The sequence below is a fragment of the Allofranklinella schreckenbergeri genome (assembly GCF_003703475.1).
GTDB classification, from domain to species: domain Bacteria; phylum Pseudomonadota; class Gammaproteobacteria; order Burkholderiales; family Burkholderiaceae_C; genus Lampropedia; species Lampropedia schreckenbergeri.
The window spans coordinates 52,138-68,349 of record NZ_RDQM01000011.1 but is presented as its reverse complement, the minus strand read 5'-3'; the positions used below and the strand labels follow the sequence as shown (position 1 = coordinate 68,349).

At 65.2% G+C, this 16,212-nt stretch carries 14 protein-coding genes; 6 read left to right on the top strand and 8 right to left on the bottom strand.

Annotated features, from left to right (window positions below):
- Positions 1–180: 180 nt before the first annotated feature.
- On the top strand, positions 181–2,976 hold the full coding sequence (locus tag EBQ26_RS09520) for a DUF349 domain-containing protein (protein WP_122238782.1): 2,796 nt from the start codon (positions 181–183) through the stop codon (positions 2,974–2,976).
- A 342-nt stretch (positions 2,977–3,318) separates the two neighbouring features.
- Here EBQ26_RS09520 and EBQ26_RS09515 read toward each other — a convergent pair whose 3' ends face one another.
- The 5 genes from EBQ26_RS09515 to EBQ26_RS09495 form a co-directional block, all read right to left on the bottom strand.
- Positions 3,319–3,645 (bottom strand): hypothetical protein, encoded by a 327-nt coding sequence (locus EBQ26_RS09515; protein ID WP_122238781.1) that lies wholly within the window; start codon positions 3,643–3,645, stop codon positions 3,319–3,321.
- Between the two features lie 200 nt (positions 3,646–3,845).
- Complete coding sequence (locus EBQ26_RS09510; RefSeq protein WP_122238780.1) at positions 3,846–4,301, bottom strand: cytochrome b562; 456 nt, start codon at positions 4,299–4,301, stop codon at positions 3,846–3,848.
- 227 nt (positions 4,302–4,528) lie between these two features.
- Entirely contained in the window at positions 4,529–6,259 is a 1,731-nt protein-coding gene (locus tag EBQ26_RS09505; RefSeq protein WP_122238779.1) for a GMC family oxidoreductase, read from the bottom strand.
- 353 nt (positions 6,260–6,612) lie between these two features.
- Positions 6,613–8,172 (bottom strand): flavodoxin domain-containing protein, encoded by a 1,560-nt coding sequence (locus tag EBQ26_RS09500; RefSeq protein WP_122238778.1) that lies wholly within the window; start codon positions 8,170–8,172, stop codon positions 6,613–6,615.
- Between the two features lie 25 nt (positions 8,173–8,197).
- Complete coding sequence (locus tag EBQ26_RS09495) at positions 8,198–8,623, bottom strand: PAS domain-containing protein (protein WP_122238777.1); 426 nt, start codon at positions 8,621–8,623, stop codon at positions 8,198–8,200.
- A gap of 152 nt (positions 8,624–8,775) precedes the next feature.
- Here EBQ26_RS09495 and EBQ26_RS09490 point away from each other — a divergent pair, with 152 nt between their 5' ends.
- The 5 genes from EBQ26_RS09490 to EBQ26_RS09475 all read left to right on the top strand — a co-directional run bounded on the left by EBQ26_RS09490 (position 8,776) and on the right by EBQ26_RS09475 (position 10,830).
- Positions 8,776–9,225: an RrF2 family transcriptional regulator gene (locus EBQ26_RS09490; protein WP_122238776.1), complete on the top strand. Its 450-nt coding sequence runs from the start codon at positions 8,776–8,778 to the stop codon at positions 9,223–9,225.
- Positions 9,226–9,287: 62 nt separating this feature from the next.
- A complete protein-coding gene (locus EBQ26_RS09485; RefSeq protein ID WP_122238775.1) occupies positions 9,288–9,914 on the top strand; it encodes a DUF1415 domain-containing protein in 627 nt (208 codons plus the stop codon).
- Positions 9,915–9,960: 46 nt separating this feature from the next.
- On the top strand, positions 9,961–10,227 hold the full coding sequence (locus tag EBQ26_RS13000; RefSeq protein WP_238944281.1) for a hypothetical protein: 267 nt from the start codon (positions 9,961–9,963) through the stop codon (positions 10,225–10,227).
- The gene (locus tag EBQ26_RS12995) at positions 10,224–10,502 is read left to right on the top strand and encodes a DUF4926 domain-containing protein (protein ID WP_238944280.1); all 279 of its coding nucleotides are present in this window, start codon (positions 10,224–10,226) and stop codon (positions 10,500–10,502) included. The genes EBQ26_RS13000 and EBQ26_RS12995 overlap by 4 nt, the downstream gene beginning before the upstream one ends.
- The gene (locus EBQ26_RS09475) at positions 10,492–10,830 is read left to right on the top strand and encodes a DUF4926 domain-containing protein (protein ID WP_238944279.1); all 339 of its coding nucleotides are present in this window, start codon (positions 10,492–10,494) and stop codon (positions 10,828–10,830) included. Before EBQ26_RS12995 ends, EBQ26_RS09475 begins: the two co-directional genes overlap by 11 nt.
- 234 nt (positions 10,831–11,064) lie before the next feature.
- Here EBQ26_RS09475 and EBQ26_RS09470 read toward each other — a convergent pair whose 3' ends face one another.
- The 3 genes from EBQ26_RS09470 to acnD form a co-directional block, all read right to left on the bottom strand.
- A complete protein-coding gene (locus EBQ26_RS09470; RefSeq protein WP_122238772.1) occupies positions 11,065–11,931 on the bottom strand; it encodes an isocitrate lyase/PEP mutase family protein in 867 nt (288 codons plus the stop codon).
- Between the two features lie 152 nt (positions 11,932–12,083).
- Positions 12,084–13,322 carry a 2-methylaconitate cis-trans isomerase PrpF gene (gene prpF / locus EBQ26_RS09465; protein WP_122238771.1) on the bottom strand — a complete coding sequence of 413 codons (1,239 nt, stop codon included), beginning with the start codon at positions 13,320–13,322 and terminating at the stop codon, positions 12,084–12,086.
- A gap of 149 nt (positions 13,323–13,471) precedes the next feature.
- Positions 13,472–16,105, bottom strand: coding sequence for a Fe/S-dependent 2-methylisocitrate dehydratase AcnD (gene acnD, locus EBQ26_RS09460; protein WP_122238770.1), 2,634 nt, complete (start codon positions 16,103–16,105; stop codon positions 13,472–13,474).
- Between the last annotated feature and the right edge of the window lie 107 nt (positions 16,106–16,212).

The following is a 16,212-nucleotide window of genomic DNA, read 5'->3' as shown; positions in this document are numbered from 1 at the left end:
TCTGGCCTGTCCCTCCCGCCACCGGCAAGGGCTTGTGCCTTGCTGGTTTGCCTATACTTGCCGCGCACGCCTGGCGCGGGCGCAAGACCAACGCTGAACCCATCCTCCCCAAGGCGGACGGGTTCAGCGTTTGCCTTAAGCGCGCCGCGCGCCTTTTCCCTCCAACCTCCCACGGCTGCCATGTTCTCTTTTTTCCGCAACAAAACAGATGCTCCGGCCAGCCCGGCCAAGCTGCCCGCTCCTGCGCCCGCGCCCAAAGAGCCGCATCCGCTCGATGCTGTCACTGGCGGCATCTTCTCGGCTGAAAATTCGGCCCAGCGGCAAGAGCGCGTGGCCCGCTGGCTGGCCACCAACCCCGAAGCCGAGCTTTTGCAACAAGTCCATAAAGCCCTCAGCCACAGCGACAAGGGCGCAGCCAAACCTATCCGACAACGCATGAACGACATTCGCCAAGATACCCAGCAAGAACAAGTCAGCCAGGACTGGGCTGCCAAGGCCGAGAAAATCCTCTCCGCCCCCACATTCCACATCGCCGATGGCATGGCCTGGCAGCGCGACGCCGCCAAAGCCGGTGCGCCGCTGTCGCGCCCGCCGCTGTCGGAGCTGCGCAGCCGCATCGCCGAGCAAATCAAGGCGCTGGAAGAGTTGCAGCACAAAGCCATGGTGCAAAAAGAGGCAGCCGTGCTGCTGGCCCAGCGCATCGATGTACTCTCCACCAAACCCTGGCAGCACGCCAGCGATGCCGCAACCACCCTGGCGCAAGACGTGCAGAAGTGGAACGACAACGCCCAGCAACTGACCAGCGCGCCGCTGTGGAGCAGCGTGGAGCCGCGCCATGCCAACGCCATCGACAGCTCGCGCCAGCAACTGACGCTGGTGTTCGAAGCCTTCTCCGCCGCGCTGGCGCAAGCGCGCGCCGCTGCGGAAGACCCCGCCGCGCCCCTGCCGCAAGTGCAGGTCTGGGCTGACGAGCTGCGCGCCCTGCATGGCCTGGCCGCGCCTGCCCAGGCCGAAGTGCCCGCCGTCACCCTCAGCCCCGAGCAGCAAGAGCGCATCACCGCCGCCCTGAAGGCGCTGGAGCAAACCGTCAAGCAAGGCCAGGCCAAGCAAAGCGCCCAGGCCGCCGCGGCCCTGCGCGAAAGCCTCAAAGACCTGGGCGGCCACGTCGAGGCCGAGCTGGAGCGCCGCATCAACCGCGCCCTGATCGATGCGGGCGATTTGCAAGGCTGGCAGCGTTGGGGCGCCAACCAGGTGCGCGAAGAACTCATCGCCCGCGCGGAAAAACTGCTGGACGCCCCCGAAGGCCAGACCGTCACCGGCAGCCGCGCGCTGCAAACCCAAGTGCGCGAGCTGCACGAGCAATGGCGCCAGGTGGACCGCTCCAGTCCCCCCAACGGCCACCTGTGGAAGCGCTTTGACGAAGCCATCAGCAAAGCGCGCGTGCTGGTCGATGAATGGCTGAAAAAAATCAAAGCCGAGGCCCAGGCCCACAAATCCGAGCGCCAAAGCGTCATCGACGAGGCGCGCGCTCTGGCCGCCAGCCTGACCCAGCCCGTGGACCTCAAAGCCCTGCAACGCCAGTTGCAACAACTGAGCAGCCGCTGGCGCAGCGCCGGGCACGTCAACGACAAAGTGTTCGAGCAACTGCGCACGCAATGGAAAGAGGCTTACGACGCCGCTGCCGCCCCACTGGAGCAAGCGCGCAAACACAGCGCCGAGCTGCGCCGCGCCCTGATTGAAGAAGCCAAAGCGCTGGCCGCCAAAGCCCCGCTGGACATCCCCGCCATCAAAGCCTTGCAGCAGCGCTGGCAAGCCGAAGCGCAAAGCGTGCCGCTGGAGCGCAAGCTGGAGCAAAAGCTCTGGGATGCCTTCCGCCAGCCCATCGACCAGGCCTTCCAGCGCAAGGACGCCCAGCGCAGCCAGGCGCAGGCCGCAGCTTCCGCGCACGACCAGGCAGTGCTGCACGCCGCACAGGCCCTGGAGGCCGCCACCGCCGCTGGCGACGCCCAGGCCATCCGCCAAGCCATGGATGCCTTGCAGGCCGCCGTGCGCGGCGAGCCTGCGGCTGCGCCAGCCCCCGCCGACGCGGCGGCCCCGGCTGCCGACGCAGCGGTGCAAGCCGCAGCAGAAAGCACGGCCACGCCAACACAGGCCCCCGCTGGCGAGCCAGCCCCTGCGGCCGAAGCCGCTGAATCCCCCGAGGCCCCCGAAGCCTCCGCAAGCGAAGGCGCTGTGGCCGAAGACGCCGCCCCAACAGAGGCTGCCAGTGAGGTCGCTCATGAGGCCGCCGGCGATGCCGCTGCTCCCGCGCCCGCTGAAGCCCCCACTCCCGCACCCAAGCGTGTGATCGCCGTGCGCGGCGACGACCGCCCCGGTGCCCGTCTGGCCTCGCCTGCCCCGCTGGCGGCTGGCCGCGATGCGCGTGCTGGTGATCGCCGTGGCCCGCGTGGGGAACGCGGCGAGCGTGGCGGGCGGGAAGATCGCTTGGGCCGTGGTGAACGCGCCCCGGCCGCTCCGCGCTTGGGCGACCGCGCTTTCCGCGCCCAACGCAATGCGTTGGAAAGCGCCCAGGCCGCACTGCGCAAGCTCTCGGCGCAGGCGCATGGCGAATCGGTCACCCAGTTGCTCGATGCCTGGAAAGCGCGCGATGCCGAAGCTGTGCCCGCTCAGGCCCAGCTCGGCAAGCGCCTCAGCGCCCAGCAGTGGAATGGCTGGAAAGCCCGCATCGCCCAGCCTGCGGCCGACGCTGGGGCCACTCAGGCGCTGCTGCGTTTGGAAATTGCCGCCGAAGTGCCCACACCAGCGGACTTCATCAGCGAGCGCCGCGCTTTGCAATTGCAGTTGCTGACGCAAAAACACGCAGCCACTCCGGATCAAACGTGGGTGCAGGATGTGGAAACCGTGCTGGCTTCGGCTGCTGAAGAAACCTCTGCGCGCCGTTTGCAGGCGGCGTTGAAAGCTTTGCTCAAGCGTTGATAGGGGTGCGAGCCTGCTCAATGCAGGCCGATGCTCTTGAGCTTGTTGTGTTGAAGGGGGCGGTGCAACGCTCCCCGCCTCCGCCCACGTTCTCGCCCTTCAGTTGGGGCGGTGACGCCATTCAAACAGCCCTTGCCGCGTAGGTGGCAAGGGCTGTTTTGTTTTGGGGTGTTTGTGGATTGAGTGGTGGCAGGGGCGGGGTAAAAAGCTCAGCGGGCTTGGCACTGTTCGTGCGGTCCGCGCGCCCATGAAAAAAGCCTGACCGGATGACGGTCAGGCTTTGGAGAGACTGGCGTTGCGGGCCGCTTGGGCCCTTATGCGATAAGCCTCACGTGGGGGCGTTCAGGCCCAGACTCGGTGTTGCTGTGAATCCTGCTCGTGTGCGGCAAAAGTGTTCCACAGCGACGCATCGTTGATGGCGTTGTAGCCTTGGGCTTCGGCCTTGAAACTCTTGAACGGATCTGTCTCTTGCGTCAGCCCTTGCTCCAGGGCATCAAGGCATTGACCGTAGTCGCCATCGAAATGGGATTCGGCCAGTTGTTGCATGACGTCGGTGGCGTGCTGCCAGTATTGCTTGGCTGCCTCCAGCTTCGGGGCCAGATTGACCCACTCTTTGTAGAGTGCTTGCACTTGGTCGGCGTGAAGCTGCGGAACCATGTTCGCGGTCATAAGAGACCTCCTAAAACGCGAATGCCAACAAGAAGGGATAAGGCGTTGGCGGTCTCAAGCCGCCTCCGTATGGAGAGCGCAAACTGCGTAGAGTGAAAGCGCTTTCCTATCCCGTTTCCAAGATGGGCCGAATCTTAAATAGTTGTTAAACAGACGTCAAGAAAATGTCAAAAAAATCTGTTGCAAATGTTAAATGACGCTCAGATTCCGAAACGGTTGTGGCCGTTTTTTCGTATCTCATTGATTTGATTGAGGATTTTTTTGGCTTCTTCGGCTCTCTTGTGCTGGATGGCTGTTTGCAATGCGATGACACGTTCGCGCATGGCTTGCATGCCCTGGAGGTAGGCGGCTTTTTGCTCGGCGGTGAGTTTGGCGGCGTCGGTGTCGGGCAGCGAAAGGCCCAGGGCTTCGGCTTGCGAGGTGTAGGTCAGCAGTGCATCCACGTCGGCGCTGGCGGCAAGGATGTCGCTGGCTTGGTTGAGGGCTTTGAAGTGGCGGCCCATGTTTTTCATGGTCTTGTTCAGATCCATGCTGCTGTCGGTGATGTGCGCTGCGGGCAGTGTGGTGGTGTTGGGGGTGGCTGCTGGGTCGCTGGCGAGGGCGGCGCTGGAGAGCAGGGCGGCGCAAAGGCTTGCGATCAGGGTTTGGGCTTTCATCGTGGTCTTTCCTGTGGGCTTTGGTTGGCCCGTTGTGTTGTGGGGAAAGGTCGGCCCCTTGGTGTTCTTTGGTTCTTGGCCTGAGGCGCTCAAGGGGCAGACCCGCCGGGCCAGGGGGCGCGGCGGGCGCGATGGTAGCAAATGACTGGCAAGTTTGCAGGTGAATTTTTACAATTCAATAGGATAAAAAATAACCTATTTTTGGTTTGATGGTTATTTATTGATTTTTACTTTGAATTGTTATATGGGTGGGTTCCCAGGGTTTGTGCGGCCTTCTCGGCAATCATCAGCGTGGGGCTGTTGGTGTTGCCGCTGGTGATGGTGGGCATGATGCTGGCGTCGGCTACGTGCAGGCCGAGGATGCGCCCGCCTTGGCCGTCGCGCACGCGCAGTTGGCTGTCGGTGACGGCGTGCGGGTCGTCGTCGCGGCCCATTTTGCAGGTGCCTACGGGGTGGAAGATGGTGGTGGCGATGTCGCCTGCCAGGCGGGCCAGTTCTTCGTCGCTTTGGTATTGGGGGCCGGGTTTGAATTCTTCGGGCGCGTAGGGGGCCAGGGCGCTTTGGGCGACGATGCGGCGGGTCAGGCGCAGGCTTTGGGCGGCGATGTGGCGGTCTTGCTCGGTGCTGAGGTAGTTGGGGGCGATGGCGGGGGGCTGGCGGAAGTCGCTGCTTTGCAGGCGCACGTTGCCGCGCGAGCTGGGGTTGAGGTTGCAGACGCTGGCGGTGAAGGCGTCGAAGGTGTGTAGCGGCTCGCCAAAGGCGTCGAGGCTCAGGGGCTGGACGTGGTATTGCAAATTGGGGTGGGGCTGTTCGCTGTCGGAGCGGGTGAAGGCGCCCAGTTGCGAGGGGGCCATGCTCATGGGGCCGCTGCGGCGCAGGGCGTATTCCAGCGCGATCTGGGCTTTGCCCCACAGGGTGGCGGCGCGGGTGTTGAGGGTTTGCGCGCCGCGCACTTTGTAGACGGAGCGGATTTGCAAATGGTCTTGCAGATTGCCGCCGACGCCGGGCAGATCGGCCAGCGGGGCGATGCCGTGCTGTTGCAGCAGCGCCGCTGGCCCGATGCCGGAGAGTTGCAGCAGGTGTGGCGAGCCGATGCTGCCGGCGCAGAGCACGACTTGGTGGGCGCGCGCTTGCACGCTGTGGCCGTTTTGGAGCACGAGCGCGCCGTTGCATTGCCATTGCCCGTGGGCGTTGCGCTCGATGAGCAGGCGCTGGACGGGGCTGTGGGTCCACAGCGTCAGATTGCGCCGCCCCAGCGCGGGGCGCAAAAAGGCTTTGGCGCTGTTCCAGCGCCAGCCGCGGCGTTGGTTGACTTCAAAGTAGCCCACGCCTTCGTTGTCGCCCTGGTTGAAGTCGTCGCTGGCGGGGATGCCCGCTTGCACGCAGGCTTGGGCGAAAGCGTCCAGCAGCGGCCAGCGCAGGCGCTGTTTTTCCACGCGCCATTCGCGGCCCAGGCGGGCGGCCCCGGGGTGGCGCTGGCCGCCGTGCCAGCGGGCAAAGCCTTCGGGGGGTGATGGGTTGTCGTTGTCGAGCCGCCAATGGTCTTCGTGCTGGATGAACAGGGGCAGCACGGCATCCCAGCGCCAGGAGTCGTCGCCGGTGAGGGCGGCCCATTGGTCGTAATCGCGCGCCTGGCCGCGCATGTAAATCATGCCGTTGATGCTGGAGCAGCCGCCCAGCACTTTGCCGCGCGGGTAGCGCAGGCGGCGGCCGTTGAGGCCGGCATCGGCTTCGGTGAAGTAGAGCCAGTCGGTGCGCGGGTTGCCGATGCAGTAGAGGTAGCCCACGGGGATGTGAATCCAGTGGTAATCGTCGCGCCCGCCCGCTTCGATGAGCAGCACGCGGCGCGCGCCGTCGCGGCTGAGGCGGTTGGCCATCAAGGCGCCTGCGGTGCCTGCGCCGATGACGATGGCGTCGAACTCGGCGGTGGCCGCAGCGGGGCTGGCAGGGGTGGTCATGGCGGTGTCTCCTGTTGGCTGGTTTTTGTCTGGATTGTTGCGCGCAAGCATAGGGCGCTTTGGGGGCGCCGAACGGGGGGCTTGTGTCAGGCGTGTTTGCCAGGCGCATTTGCCAGCAGGATGGGGTAGGGCTTTATTTCATATCAAAAGGAATATTGCTTGAGTTGCTTCAAGCCGAAATAGGGGTGTTTTTTGTTTCCTTGATATGGAATGATTTGAGTCGGATTTTTAGATCAAAAAAAAACGGCATGGCTTGTGTACCATGCCGTAATAGGATATTTTTGTTTCCTGATGATTGGGAATTTTCCCTCGTCGCTTGGTCCGGGCGGCTTGGAGGGCCTTTGAACAGGCGCTTAGTACAGCTCCTGGTGCAGGCGGCCTTGCGCTTGCAGGCGTTGCCACAGGGTTTGGGTTTGGGTGTCGGCCTTAGCATCGGTTTGCGAGGCCTCGTCCAGCGCGTTGATGGCTTGGGCGATGGCGTCTTCCAGGTGGGCCTTGTTGCCGCACAGGTAGATGTGCGCGCCATCGGTCAGCAGTTGGCGGATGTGCAGGGCGTGGTCGGCGATGGCGTGCTGGACGTAGTACTTGCTCTGGCCGTCGCGCGAGAAGGCGGTGATGAGCGTGCCCAGCTGGCCTTGCTGGTGCAGGGCGGTGAGTTCGTCCTCATATAAAAAGTCGCAAGCGCGCTGCTTCTCGCCAAAGATCAGGCAGGTCCTGCGCTGCTGGCCGCTGTGTTGCATCTCGCGCAGCAGGCCCATGAGCGGGGCGATGCCGGTGCCGGTGCCGATGAGCAGCAGGGGCGCTTGCGCATCGGCGGGTAGGTGAAAGCCGGGGTTGGAGCGGCAATAGACTTTGACTGCGGGCGGCGATGCGCGCAGCCAGCGTGTGGCCATGCCGTAGCGCTGGCGGCCCTGGCGCTCGTGCTGCACTTCGCGGATGCACAAATCCAGATGGCCTGCCTGGCCGTGCGAGGCGATGGAGTAGGCGCGCGGCAGCCGGGGCGAGAGCAGCTCGGCCAGCTCGGCCAGCGGCAGTTGGGCGGGGGTGCAAAAGTCTTGCAGCAAATCGAGCAGGTCGGCGCCCCAGAGGTAGGCTTCCAGCTCCTTGCGCTGGCTGAATTTGAGCAGGGCTTTCAGCCGCTCGTGCCCGCTGGCGCGGGCCAGTTCGCGCAGCACGGTTTTGCTGATTTGGCGCAGCTCCTTGTGGCGCAGCAAATCGGCGGCGGCGGGCTCGCCATACCACTGGGCAATGGCGTCGAGCAGGGCGGGGTCGTTCTCGGGTAGTACGTGCAGGGTGTCGCCCGCCCGCCAGTGCATGCCGCTGCCTTCGCTGGCCAGGCGCACGTGGAAGGCACCGGGCGCGCCCTGGTTGAGCTGGCGGCATTCGAGAATGCGCGCGGCGTAGGCGTTTTCCTCGCCATAGGCTTTGACTTGCAGCTTCAAATCCTGCCCGGCGTGCGGCTGGCCTTGCAAAACGGCCTGCAGCACAGGCGCCCATTGGGCGAAGAAGGCGGGGTAGCAGGCATCGGCATCGACGCGGTGCAGCAGCGGCTGCGCGCCGCGTTGCTGCAAGGCGCCATCGAGCTTTTTCGTGAAGCCGCAAAACTGCGGGTAGCCCGTGTCGCCCAGGCCAAAGAGGGCGTAACGCAGCCCCGGCAGGGCCTGGGCCTGCTGCACGTTGGCGAGAAAGCCCTCTGCATTGGCCGGTGGCTCGCCATCGCCAAACGAGCTGGAGAGGATGACCAGCACATCTTGCGCGTCCCAGGCCGCCAGGCTGACCTCGTTCAAGGGCAGGGCCTGGGGGCTAAAGGATTGCAAGCCAGGCAGGGCGGCCAGTTGCTGGGCCAGCGCGCGGGCGTTGCCCGACTCCGACCCGAAGCCGATGATGAGCCGCTTGGCAATGGCTGGTGGCATCTTTTCTCCTTGCGCAGCGGGCTGCTTACTTGTCGTAGTAGGCGTCGAATTGCTCTTTGGAGAATTCGACCGATTCAAAGTCCTGCATCAAATCGTTGATGACGCGGCGGATGCTGATGTAGCCATTGATCTGGCCTTGCGCGTCGCGCAGCGGTTGCACGGTGGTGTCCACCACATACACGCCGCCGCCTTTGCCGATGTTGGGAACGATGCCCGTCCAGATGTTGCCGGCCTTGATGGTGTCCCACATGTCCTTGTAAACGGCCTTGGGCACGGCGGGGTGGCGCACGATGCTGTGGGGCTGGCCCAGCAACTCCTCGCGGGCGTAGCCGGTGAGCTTGCAAAACAAATCGTTGGCGTAGGTGATGTTGCCTTGCAGGTCGGTGGTGGAGATCACGGCCACGTTTTCCAGCGCGGCCAGCAGTTGGTCTTTGTCCAGGGTATTGCTCATGTCGGGAGGTTTCCTATGCGAAAGAGCCAAAAAATGGCACAAACAAAACAGCACCTTGGATGATGCTGTGAAGGTGCATTCTACATATACCTTTAAGTTGCCCGGCCGAAAACCGGCACAATCGAGCGGTTCAGCGCACTCTCAGCCCTGCCATGAAATTGACCCTGAAAACCGATTACGCCCTGCGCACGCTGCTGTATCTGGCGCAAACGCCTGCGCCACAGTTGTGCTCCATCGCCGAAGTGGCCAAGCGCCACGGCATCTCTGAAAACCATCTGGTCAAGGTCGTGCACGCGCTGGGCAAACACGGCTATATCGAAACCCTGCGCGGCAAAGGCGGCGGCATCCGCATCGCGCCGCGCACGTGGGAAGTCAGCGTGGGCGAAATCGTGCGGGCGATGGAGGAGGACTTCGCCCTGGTGGAGTGCTTCAAACCCGCGCCTGCCGATGGCGCAGAGCTGGCAGGGCCGCTGTGCGTCCTGGCGGGGCAGTGCCGTCTGCAAGGTGTATTGGGGCGCGCATTGCAGGCATTCCTGGCCGAGCTCGATGCCTGCCCGTTCAAGAGCCTGGTGCCGCCCAGAGGGCCTGTGCAAAGCCGCTGAGACAGCGCAGGCATCGCACAATGGCGGGCTGAAGCCCAAAGCAAAAGCATGCTTTCAAAAAAATGACCTCATTCCCCACATCCGCAGCGCCCTCTGCTGGCGCGAATGACGAAGCCATCATCGCCGCCACCCGCCGCTGGGTGGATGCGGCTGTGATCGGCCTGAATTTGTGCCCGTTTGCCAAGGCCGTGCAGGTTAAAGGCCAGGTGCACTACGCCGTCAGCCACGCGCAGGACCACAGCGCCTTGCTCAAGGATTTGGCGCGCCAGTTGCTGGCGCTGGCCGACAGCGACCCCGCGCAGCGCGACACCACCTTGCTGATGGTGCCGGACATGCTGGAGGACTTTGCCGACTTCAACGACTTCCTCGATGAAGCCGACGCCCTGCTGGAGCGCCTGGGGCTGGAGGGGGTGTTGCAAATCGCCGATTTCCACCCGCACTACCAGTTTGCGGGCACCGAGGCCGACGACGTGAGCAACTACACCAACCGCGCGCCGTACCCCACGCTGCATCTGCTGCGCGAAGACAGCATTGAGCAAGCCGTTCAAGCCGTGCCCGACGCCAGCGCCATCTTCGAGCGCAACATCGCCACGCTGGAAGCCCTGGGCCTGTCCGGCGTGCAAGCCCTGGGCTGCTTTGCGCCTGTCGCCCTCGCGCCCGGCGAGGGCGAAAGCGGCAAAGGCGTTTGAAGCGTGGCTTGGCCAGATCGGCCTCGCATGAAGATGGAGAGGAAAAATGTCTGCAAACGACTCCAACGCCTTGGCGGCCCTGGTGCTCGAACAGGTCACCCGAGCCATGCTCAAAGCCGGCCGCCAAGCCGCCGACGATGCGGCCCAAGGCAAGGAGTGCCCGGCCGGGCTGGCGCTGGCCTATTACGATGCGCTGGATGTCATCAAGGAGCAAGTGCAGGTGTGTGGCTATCGCTTTGGCAACGATCTGGATGCGTTCGATCCCGACGAGTTGTTGCTGCGCATGGCGCCCAAACGCCGCACATCCTCATGAATTCCCGTCAAGCATTCAACGAGCTGGACGTAGTCCAAACCCTGCTGGACATTCCCGCACAAGGTGGTGAAGAAGCCATTGCCAAGGGCTGTCTGGGCACGGTATTGGCGCTGGTATCCAAGCCTTATCCGGCCTGTCTGGTGGAGTTCGCCGATGATGCGGGGCGAGCCTTGGCGACACCGTGGATAGAGCCGCAGCACTTACGGTTGCACTGGAAATTTCTCCCCAACCAACGCCCCCATGACGGGCAGAAAGCAAACGAGCATGGCGCATAAGTTTCGGGAATTTCAAATCGTCCAGACCGTGCGGGCGCTGCCCGCCGAAGGTGATGGGGACGATGGCTGGCCCGTGGCAGCCAGCGCTCAGGGGGAGGCAGGTACATTGGAAGACATGTGCGCCCAGGCCGCGCAGGCGCGGTCTGCAAGTGACGACAGCGGCGCTGGGCCCGAAGCCGCCATTGCGCCGGGGGCGATAGGAACAGTGGTCGATCTATGCGGCTGCGCTGAGACGGGATACGGTTACTTCGTCGAATTTCTGGACGACCAGGGATACACAGTGGCTTTGCACTGCGTCAAAGAGGAAGATTTGATTGCCGCAGAATGAACCAACCCGCCGGAAGGCGGGTTGGTTGTTTGGGCTTGGCCTCTCGATGGGGCGTTTGTTTCCAGGTTGCCCGCCTACCACTGCTAGCGCAGGCTGGCTACGGCAACGTCAGCGCCTTCATCGAAGCTTTCGCCCGTCCTTCGGCGCCACGCCCGGCCAGTACCTGCAAGCCGATGCAACGCTGGCACGGCATGCTGAAACGGGCGAGAACGAAAGGCGGCATGTACCCGCCCCTCAGCCGTAACGCTGCTCCAATGCATCCCAGGCCGGTTTGCCGACCAGGCGCTGGCGTTCGGCGAAGGGGGCGACCAGGCCGCTGGATTCGAGCAGCTGCTTGTCGCGGCGCAGCGCGCCCAGGGCGTTTTGCATGCCGGTGAGCGCGCCTTGCAGCGCGGCGTTGGCATAGAGCACGACGCCGTAGCCCAGCGCGGCCAGCTCGTCGGCGCCGACGATGGGGGTTTTGCCGCCGATGACCATGTTCATCAGTTGCGGCACGGGCAGCAGGCCGGGCAGGGCGCGGATGTGCTCGGCGCTGGTGACGGCTTCGACGAACAGCAGATCGGCCCCGGCTTCGGCAAAGCGCTGGGCGCGCTCAACGGCGGCTTCGAAGCCGTGCACGGCTGCGGCGTCGGTGCGGGCCATGATGAGCAGGTCGGCGTCGCGCCGGGCATCGGCGGCGGCCTTGATCTTGCCCACGGCCTCCTCGGTGCTGATGACCTGCTTGCCGCTGAAGTGGCCGCAGCGCTTGGGCGCGAGCTGGTCTTCGAGCTGGATGCAGTCGGCTCCGGCGCGCTCGAGTGTGCGCACGCTGTGGTAGACGTTGAGGGCGTTGCCAAAGCCGGTGTCGGCATCGACGATCAGCGGCAGGGCCACGGCGTCGCGGATGCGGGCGGTGTGCTCGGCGATTTCGTGCAGGCCCATGAAGCCTTGGTCGGGCAGGCCCAGCCACATGTTGGTCACGCCCGCGCCGGTGACGTAAATGGCTTCAAAACCCAGGTCTTCGGCGACCTTGGCCGACAAGGCATTGAAGGCGCCGGGCACGAGGGCGCCACGGCGGGCCTGGATGAGGGTGCGCAGTTGCTGGCGAGGGGGAGCGGACATGAGTGTGGCTTTCCTGAGGTTTTGGTTTGAATTTTTACAAATCAATAGGAAATAAAAAATTCTGTTTTAGGCTTGTTATATATAAAGTGGAATTCACATTGATTTGTAATTTTGGATTGTTGGCCGGGGCGGTCGCTGGCCTTGCTTTGGTGTTACGCCGGGCGGTTTTCCGGCGTGTTTTCCGGCAAGTTCTGCGTGGGCGCGAGGGTGTCGACGGGCACATGCACCCAGCCGCTCATCAGCACCCGGGCGCTGCGGCTCATCACGGCTTTTTTCACCGTCCATCGGCCGCTGGCGTTTTCCACTGCCGCGCCCACGCGCAAGCTGCCTGAGGGGTGGCCAAAGCACACGCTCTCGCGCGGTTCGCCGCCAGCGGCGCGGTTCACCAGCGTGCCGGGCACGGCGGTGGCGGCGGCGATGGCGACCGAGGCCGTGCCCATCATGGCGTGGTGCAGCTTGCCCATGGACAGCGCCCGCACCCGCAGGTCGATGTCGGCAGCATGAATGGTCTTGCCGCTGGAAGCGGTGTAGTCGGCGGGCGGGGCGACAAAGGCCACTTTGGGCGTGTGCTGGCGCTGGGCGGCTTCTTCCGGGCGCTGGATCAGGCCCATGCGCAGCGCGCCTGCGGTGCGGATGGCCTCGAACATGGCCAGCTTTTGCGCGTCGGCGTTGATGTCCTTTTGCAGCTCGCTGCCGGTCAGGCCGATGTCGGCGGCGTTGACGAAGACGGTGGGGATGCCGGCGCTGATGAGCGTGGCGGGCAGGCGGCCCAGGCCGGGCACGTCGAGTTCATCGACGAGCTGGCCGGTGGGGAACATCGCGCCTTCGCCTTCGTCCACCGGGTCGATGAATTCGAGCACGATTTCCGCCGCCGGGAAGGCCACGCCATCGAGCATGAAATCACCGCCTTCCACCACCTGCCCGCCCTGCACCGGCACTCGGGCGAGGATGGTCTTGCCGATGTTGGCCTGCCAGATGCGTACTTCCACCATGCCATCCCGCAGCCGCTCGGGCGGGATCAAGCCGTTGGCAATGGCAAACGGCCCGACGGCGCTGGAGAGGTTGCCGCAGTTGCCGCTCCAATCGACCAGCGCCTCGCCAATGGCGACCTGGCCGTAGAGGTAGTCCACGTCGTGGCCGGGCCGGCTTGACGGCGAGATGATGACGCACTTGCTGGTGCTGGAGCTGGCCCCGCCCATGCCGTCGATGTGCTGGGCATAGGGGTCGGGCGAGCCGATCACGCGCATCAGCAAGGCATCGCGCGCCGCGCCGGGCTGCTGCGCCTGGGGCGGCAAATCCGCAAGACGAAAAAACACGCCCTTGCTGGTGCCGCCGCGCATGTAGGTGGCGGGGATGCGCAGCGGGGCGGGGAGTGGCGGGGCAGGGAGCATGGGGGGCTTTCGGGGGAAGAAGTGGTGAATGGGGGGATGTTTCTGTCATGCCTGAGCAGGGATCGCGCCCTGGCGGGCGCACACCCTCACCCCGGCCTTCTCCCGCCAGCGGGAGAGGGGGGAAAAGGCAAGGCATTCGGGTGGGGCATTCAAGCGGTGGCGGCTTGGCGTGCGCTGCCCGCCTGCGCCAGAAAGTCCTGCGCAAAGCGTTGCAGCACGCCGCCAGCTTCGTAGATCTGGACTTCCTCGTCCGAGTCCAGGCGGCACAGCACGGTGGCTTGGCTCTGGCTGCCATCCTGGCGGTGGATGACCAGCGTCAGGCGCGCGCCGGGGTGGCGCTGGCCGATGACGTCGAAGGTTTCCGTGCCGTCCAGCGCCAGGGTGTGGCGGTTCTCGCCGGGCAGAAATTGCAGCGGCAGCACGCCCATGCCGATGAGGTTGGTGCGGTGGATGCGCTCGAAGCCTTCGGCCACGATGGCCTCGACCCCGGCCAGGCGCACGCCCTTGGCGGCCCAGTCGCGCGAGCTGCCCTGGCCGTAGTCGGCCCCGGCGATGACGATGAGTGGCTGGCCGCGCTGCATGTAGGTTTCGATGGCTTCCCACATGCGCATGACTTGGCCGTCCGGCTCCACGCGCGCCAGCGAGCCTTGGCGCACGCTGCCGTCGGGGTTTTTCACCATTTCGTTGAACAGCTTTGGGTTGGCAAAGGTGGCGCGCTGGGCGGTGAGGTGGTCGCCCCGGTGGGTGGCGTAGGAGTTGAAATCCTCCTCGGGCAGGCCCATGCGCGCCAGGTAGTCGCCCGCGGCCGAGTCGCGCAAGATGGCGTTGGAGGGCGAGAGGTGGTCGGTGGTGATGTTGTCGGGCAGGATGGCCAGCGGCCGCATGCCGCGCAGCGTGCGCGCGCCGGCCAGCGCGCCGCTCCAGTAGGGCGGGCAGCGGATGTAGGTGCTTTGCGGCCGCCAGTCATACAGCGGGCTGGCGTTTTCGGCGCGCGCGCGCTTGGCGAACATGGGGGTGTAGATGCGCTGGAACTGCTCGGGCTTGACGGCGGCGGCGATCACGGCGTCGATTTCGGCGTCGCTGGGCCAGATGTCTTTCAGGCGCACTTCGCGGCCTTGTTCGTCCAGGCCGAGCACGTCCTGCTCGATGTCGAAGCGCACGGTGCCTGCGATGGCGTAGGCCACCACCAGCGGCGGGCTGGCCAGAAAGGCCTGCTTGGCGTGGGGGTGGATGCGGCCGTCGAAGTTGCGGTTGCCCGAGAGCACGGCGGTGGCGTAGAGGTCGCGCTCGATGATTTCGCGCTCGATGGCAGGGTCGAGCGCGCCGCTCATGCCGTTGCAGGTGGTGCAGGCGAAGGCGACGATGCCAAAGCCCAGCGCCTGCAAGTCACCCAGCAGGCCCGCCTCCTGCAAATACAGCTCCACGGCCTTGGAGCCGGGCGCCAGCGAGGTCTTGACCCAGGGCTTGCGCGCCAGGCCGCGCTGGCGGGCGTTGCGCGCCAAGAGGCCTGCGGCGATGACGTTGCGCGGGTTGCTGGTGTTGGTGCAGCTGGTGATGGCGGCGATGATGACTGCGCCATCGGGCAGCAGGCCCCGCGCTTCTTCCGAGCGGGCCATGGTCAGCTTGACGGGGTCAGCGATGCCGCGCTTTTGCAGCTCGGCGGTGGGCAGGCGGCGGTGCGGGTTGCTGGGGCCGGCCATGTTGCGCACGACGTGCGAGAGGTCGAATGCCAGGTGGCGCTCGTACTCGGCCTGGGCCAGATCGCCTGCCCACAGCCCGGCGGCCTTGGCGTAGCGCTCCACCAGCGCGACTTGCTCGGGCGCGCGCCCGGTCAGGCGCAGGTAGTCCAGCGTTTGCTCGTCGATGGCGAACATGGCGGCGGTGGCGCCGTATTCGGGCGCCATGTTGGCGATGGTGGCGCGGTCGCCCACGGTCAGGCTGGCCGCGCCCTCGCCGTGGAATTCCAGATACGCGCCCACCACTTTCTGCTGGCGCAAAAACTCGGTCAGCGCCAGCACGATGTCGGTGGCGGTGATGCCCTCCTGGCGGCGGCCGTCCAGGCGCACGCCGACGATCTCGGGCGTGCGCATCCACGAGGCGCGGCCCAGCATCACGTTCTCGGCCTCCAGCCCGCCCACGCCGACCGAGATCACGCCCAGCGCATCGACGTGCGGCGTGTGGCTGTCGGTGCCCACGCAGGTGTCGGGGTAGGCCACGCCGCCCTGCGCCTGGATCACCGGCGACATCTTCTCCAGATTGATCTGGTGCATGATGCCGTTGCCCGCCGGGATCACGTCCACCTTGTCAAAGGCGCTGCGGCACCACTCGATGAAGTGGAAGCGGTCTTCGTTGCGGCGCTCCTCAATGGCGCGGTTCTTGGCGAAGGCGTCCGGGTCAAAGCCCGGCGCTTCCACCGCCAGCGAGTGATCGACGATGAGCTGCACCGGCACCACCGGGTTGACCTGCGCCGGATCGCCCCCCTGCGCGGCAATGGCCTCGCGCAGCCCGGCCAGATCGACCAGCGCCGTCTGGCCCAGGATGTCGTGGCAGACCACGCGCGCCGGGTACCAGGGAAAGTCCAGCGTGCGCAGCCGGCCGATGAGCTGGCCCAGGTAGTCGTTGATGCGCGCAGGCTCGGCGCGGCGCACGATGTTCTCGGCATGCACGCGCGCGGTGTAGGGCAGGCGCGCCCAGGCGCCGGGCGAGAGGGCTTCGACGGCGGAGCGCGCGTCGAAATAATCCAGCGCGGTGCCGGGCAGGGGTTTGCGGAAGGCGGTGTTCATGGGCAGGTCGTGGGGTGTGGGTGGTGGCGTCAAGCCCAGGCGGGGCTTGCGCGGGTTTTATTCCATATCAAAAAGAAAGAAAACTGCCTTGTTTCGGCATGATGTAT

Coding starts and splice junctions, on each gene's coding strand:
- EBQ26_RS09520 (WP_122238782.1), top strand. CDS start 181: ATGTTCTCTTTTTTCCGCAACAAAACAGATGCTCCGGCCAGCCCGGCC.
- EBQ26_RS09515 (WP_122238781.1), bottom strand. CDS start 3,645: ATGACCGCGAACATGGTTCCGCAGCTTCACGCCGACCAAGTGCAAGCA.
- EBQ26_RS09510 (WP_122238780.1), bottom strand. CDS start 4,301: ATGAAAGCCCAAACCCTGATCGCAAGCCTTTGCGCCGCCCTGCTCTCC.
- EBQ26_RS09505 (WP_122238779.1), bottom strand. CDS start 6,259: ATGACCACCCCTGCCAGCCCCGCTGCGGCCACCGCCGAGTTCGACGCC.
- EBQ26_RS09500 (WP_122238778.1), bottom strand. CDS start 8,172: ATGCCACCAGCCATTGCCAAGCGGCTCATCATCGGCTTCGGGTCGGAG.
- EBQ26_RS09495 (WP_122238777.1), bottom strand. CDS start 8,623: ATGAGCAATACCCTGGACAAAGACCAACTGCTGGCCGCGCTGGAAAAC.
- EBQ26_RS09490 (WP_122238776.1), top strand. CDS start 8,776: ATGAAATTGACCCTGAAAACCGATTACGCCCTGCGCACGCTGCTGTAT.
- EBQ26_RS09485 (WP_122238775.1), top strand. CDS start 9,288: ATGACCTCATTCCCCACATCCGCAGCGCCCTCTGCTGGCGCGAATGAC.
- EBQ26_RS13000 (WP_238944281.1), top strand. CDS start 9,961: ATGTCTGCAAACGACTCCAACGCCTTGGCGGCCCTGGTGCTCGAACAG.
- EBQ26_RS12995 (WP_238944280.1), top strand. CDS start 10,224: ATGAATTCCCGTCAAGCATTCAACGAGCTGGACGTAGTCCAAACCCTG.
- EBQ26_RS09475 (WP_238944279.1), top strand. CDS start 10,492: ATGGCGCATAAGTTTCGGGAATTTCAAATCGTCCAGACCGTGCGGGCG.
- EBQ26_RS09470 (WP_122238772.1), bottom strand. CDS start 11,931: ATGTCCGCTCCCCCTCGCCAGCAACTGCGCACCCTCATCCAGGCCCGC.
- prpF (WP_122238771.1), bottom strand. CDS start 13,322: ATGCTCCCTGCCCCGCCACTCCCCGCCCCGCTGCGCATCCCCGCCACC.
- acnD (WP_122238770.1), bottom strand. CDS start 16,105: ATGAACACCGCCTTCCGCAAACCCCTGCCCGGCACCGCGCTGGATTAT.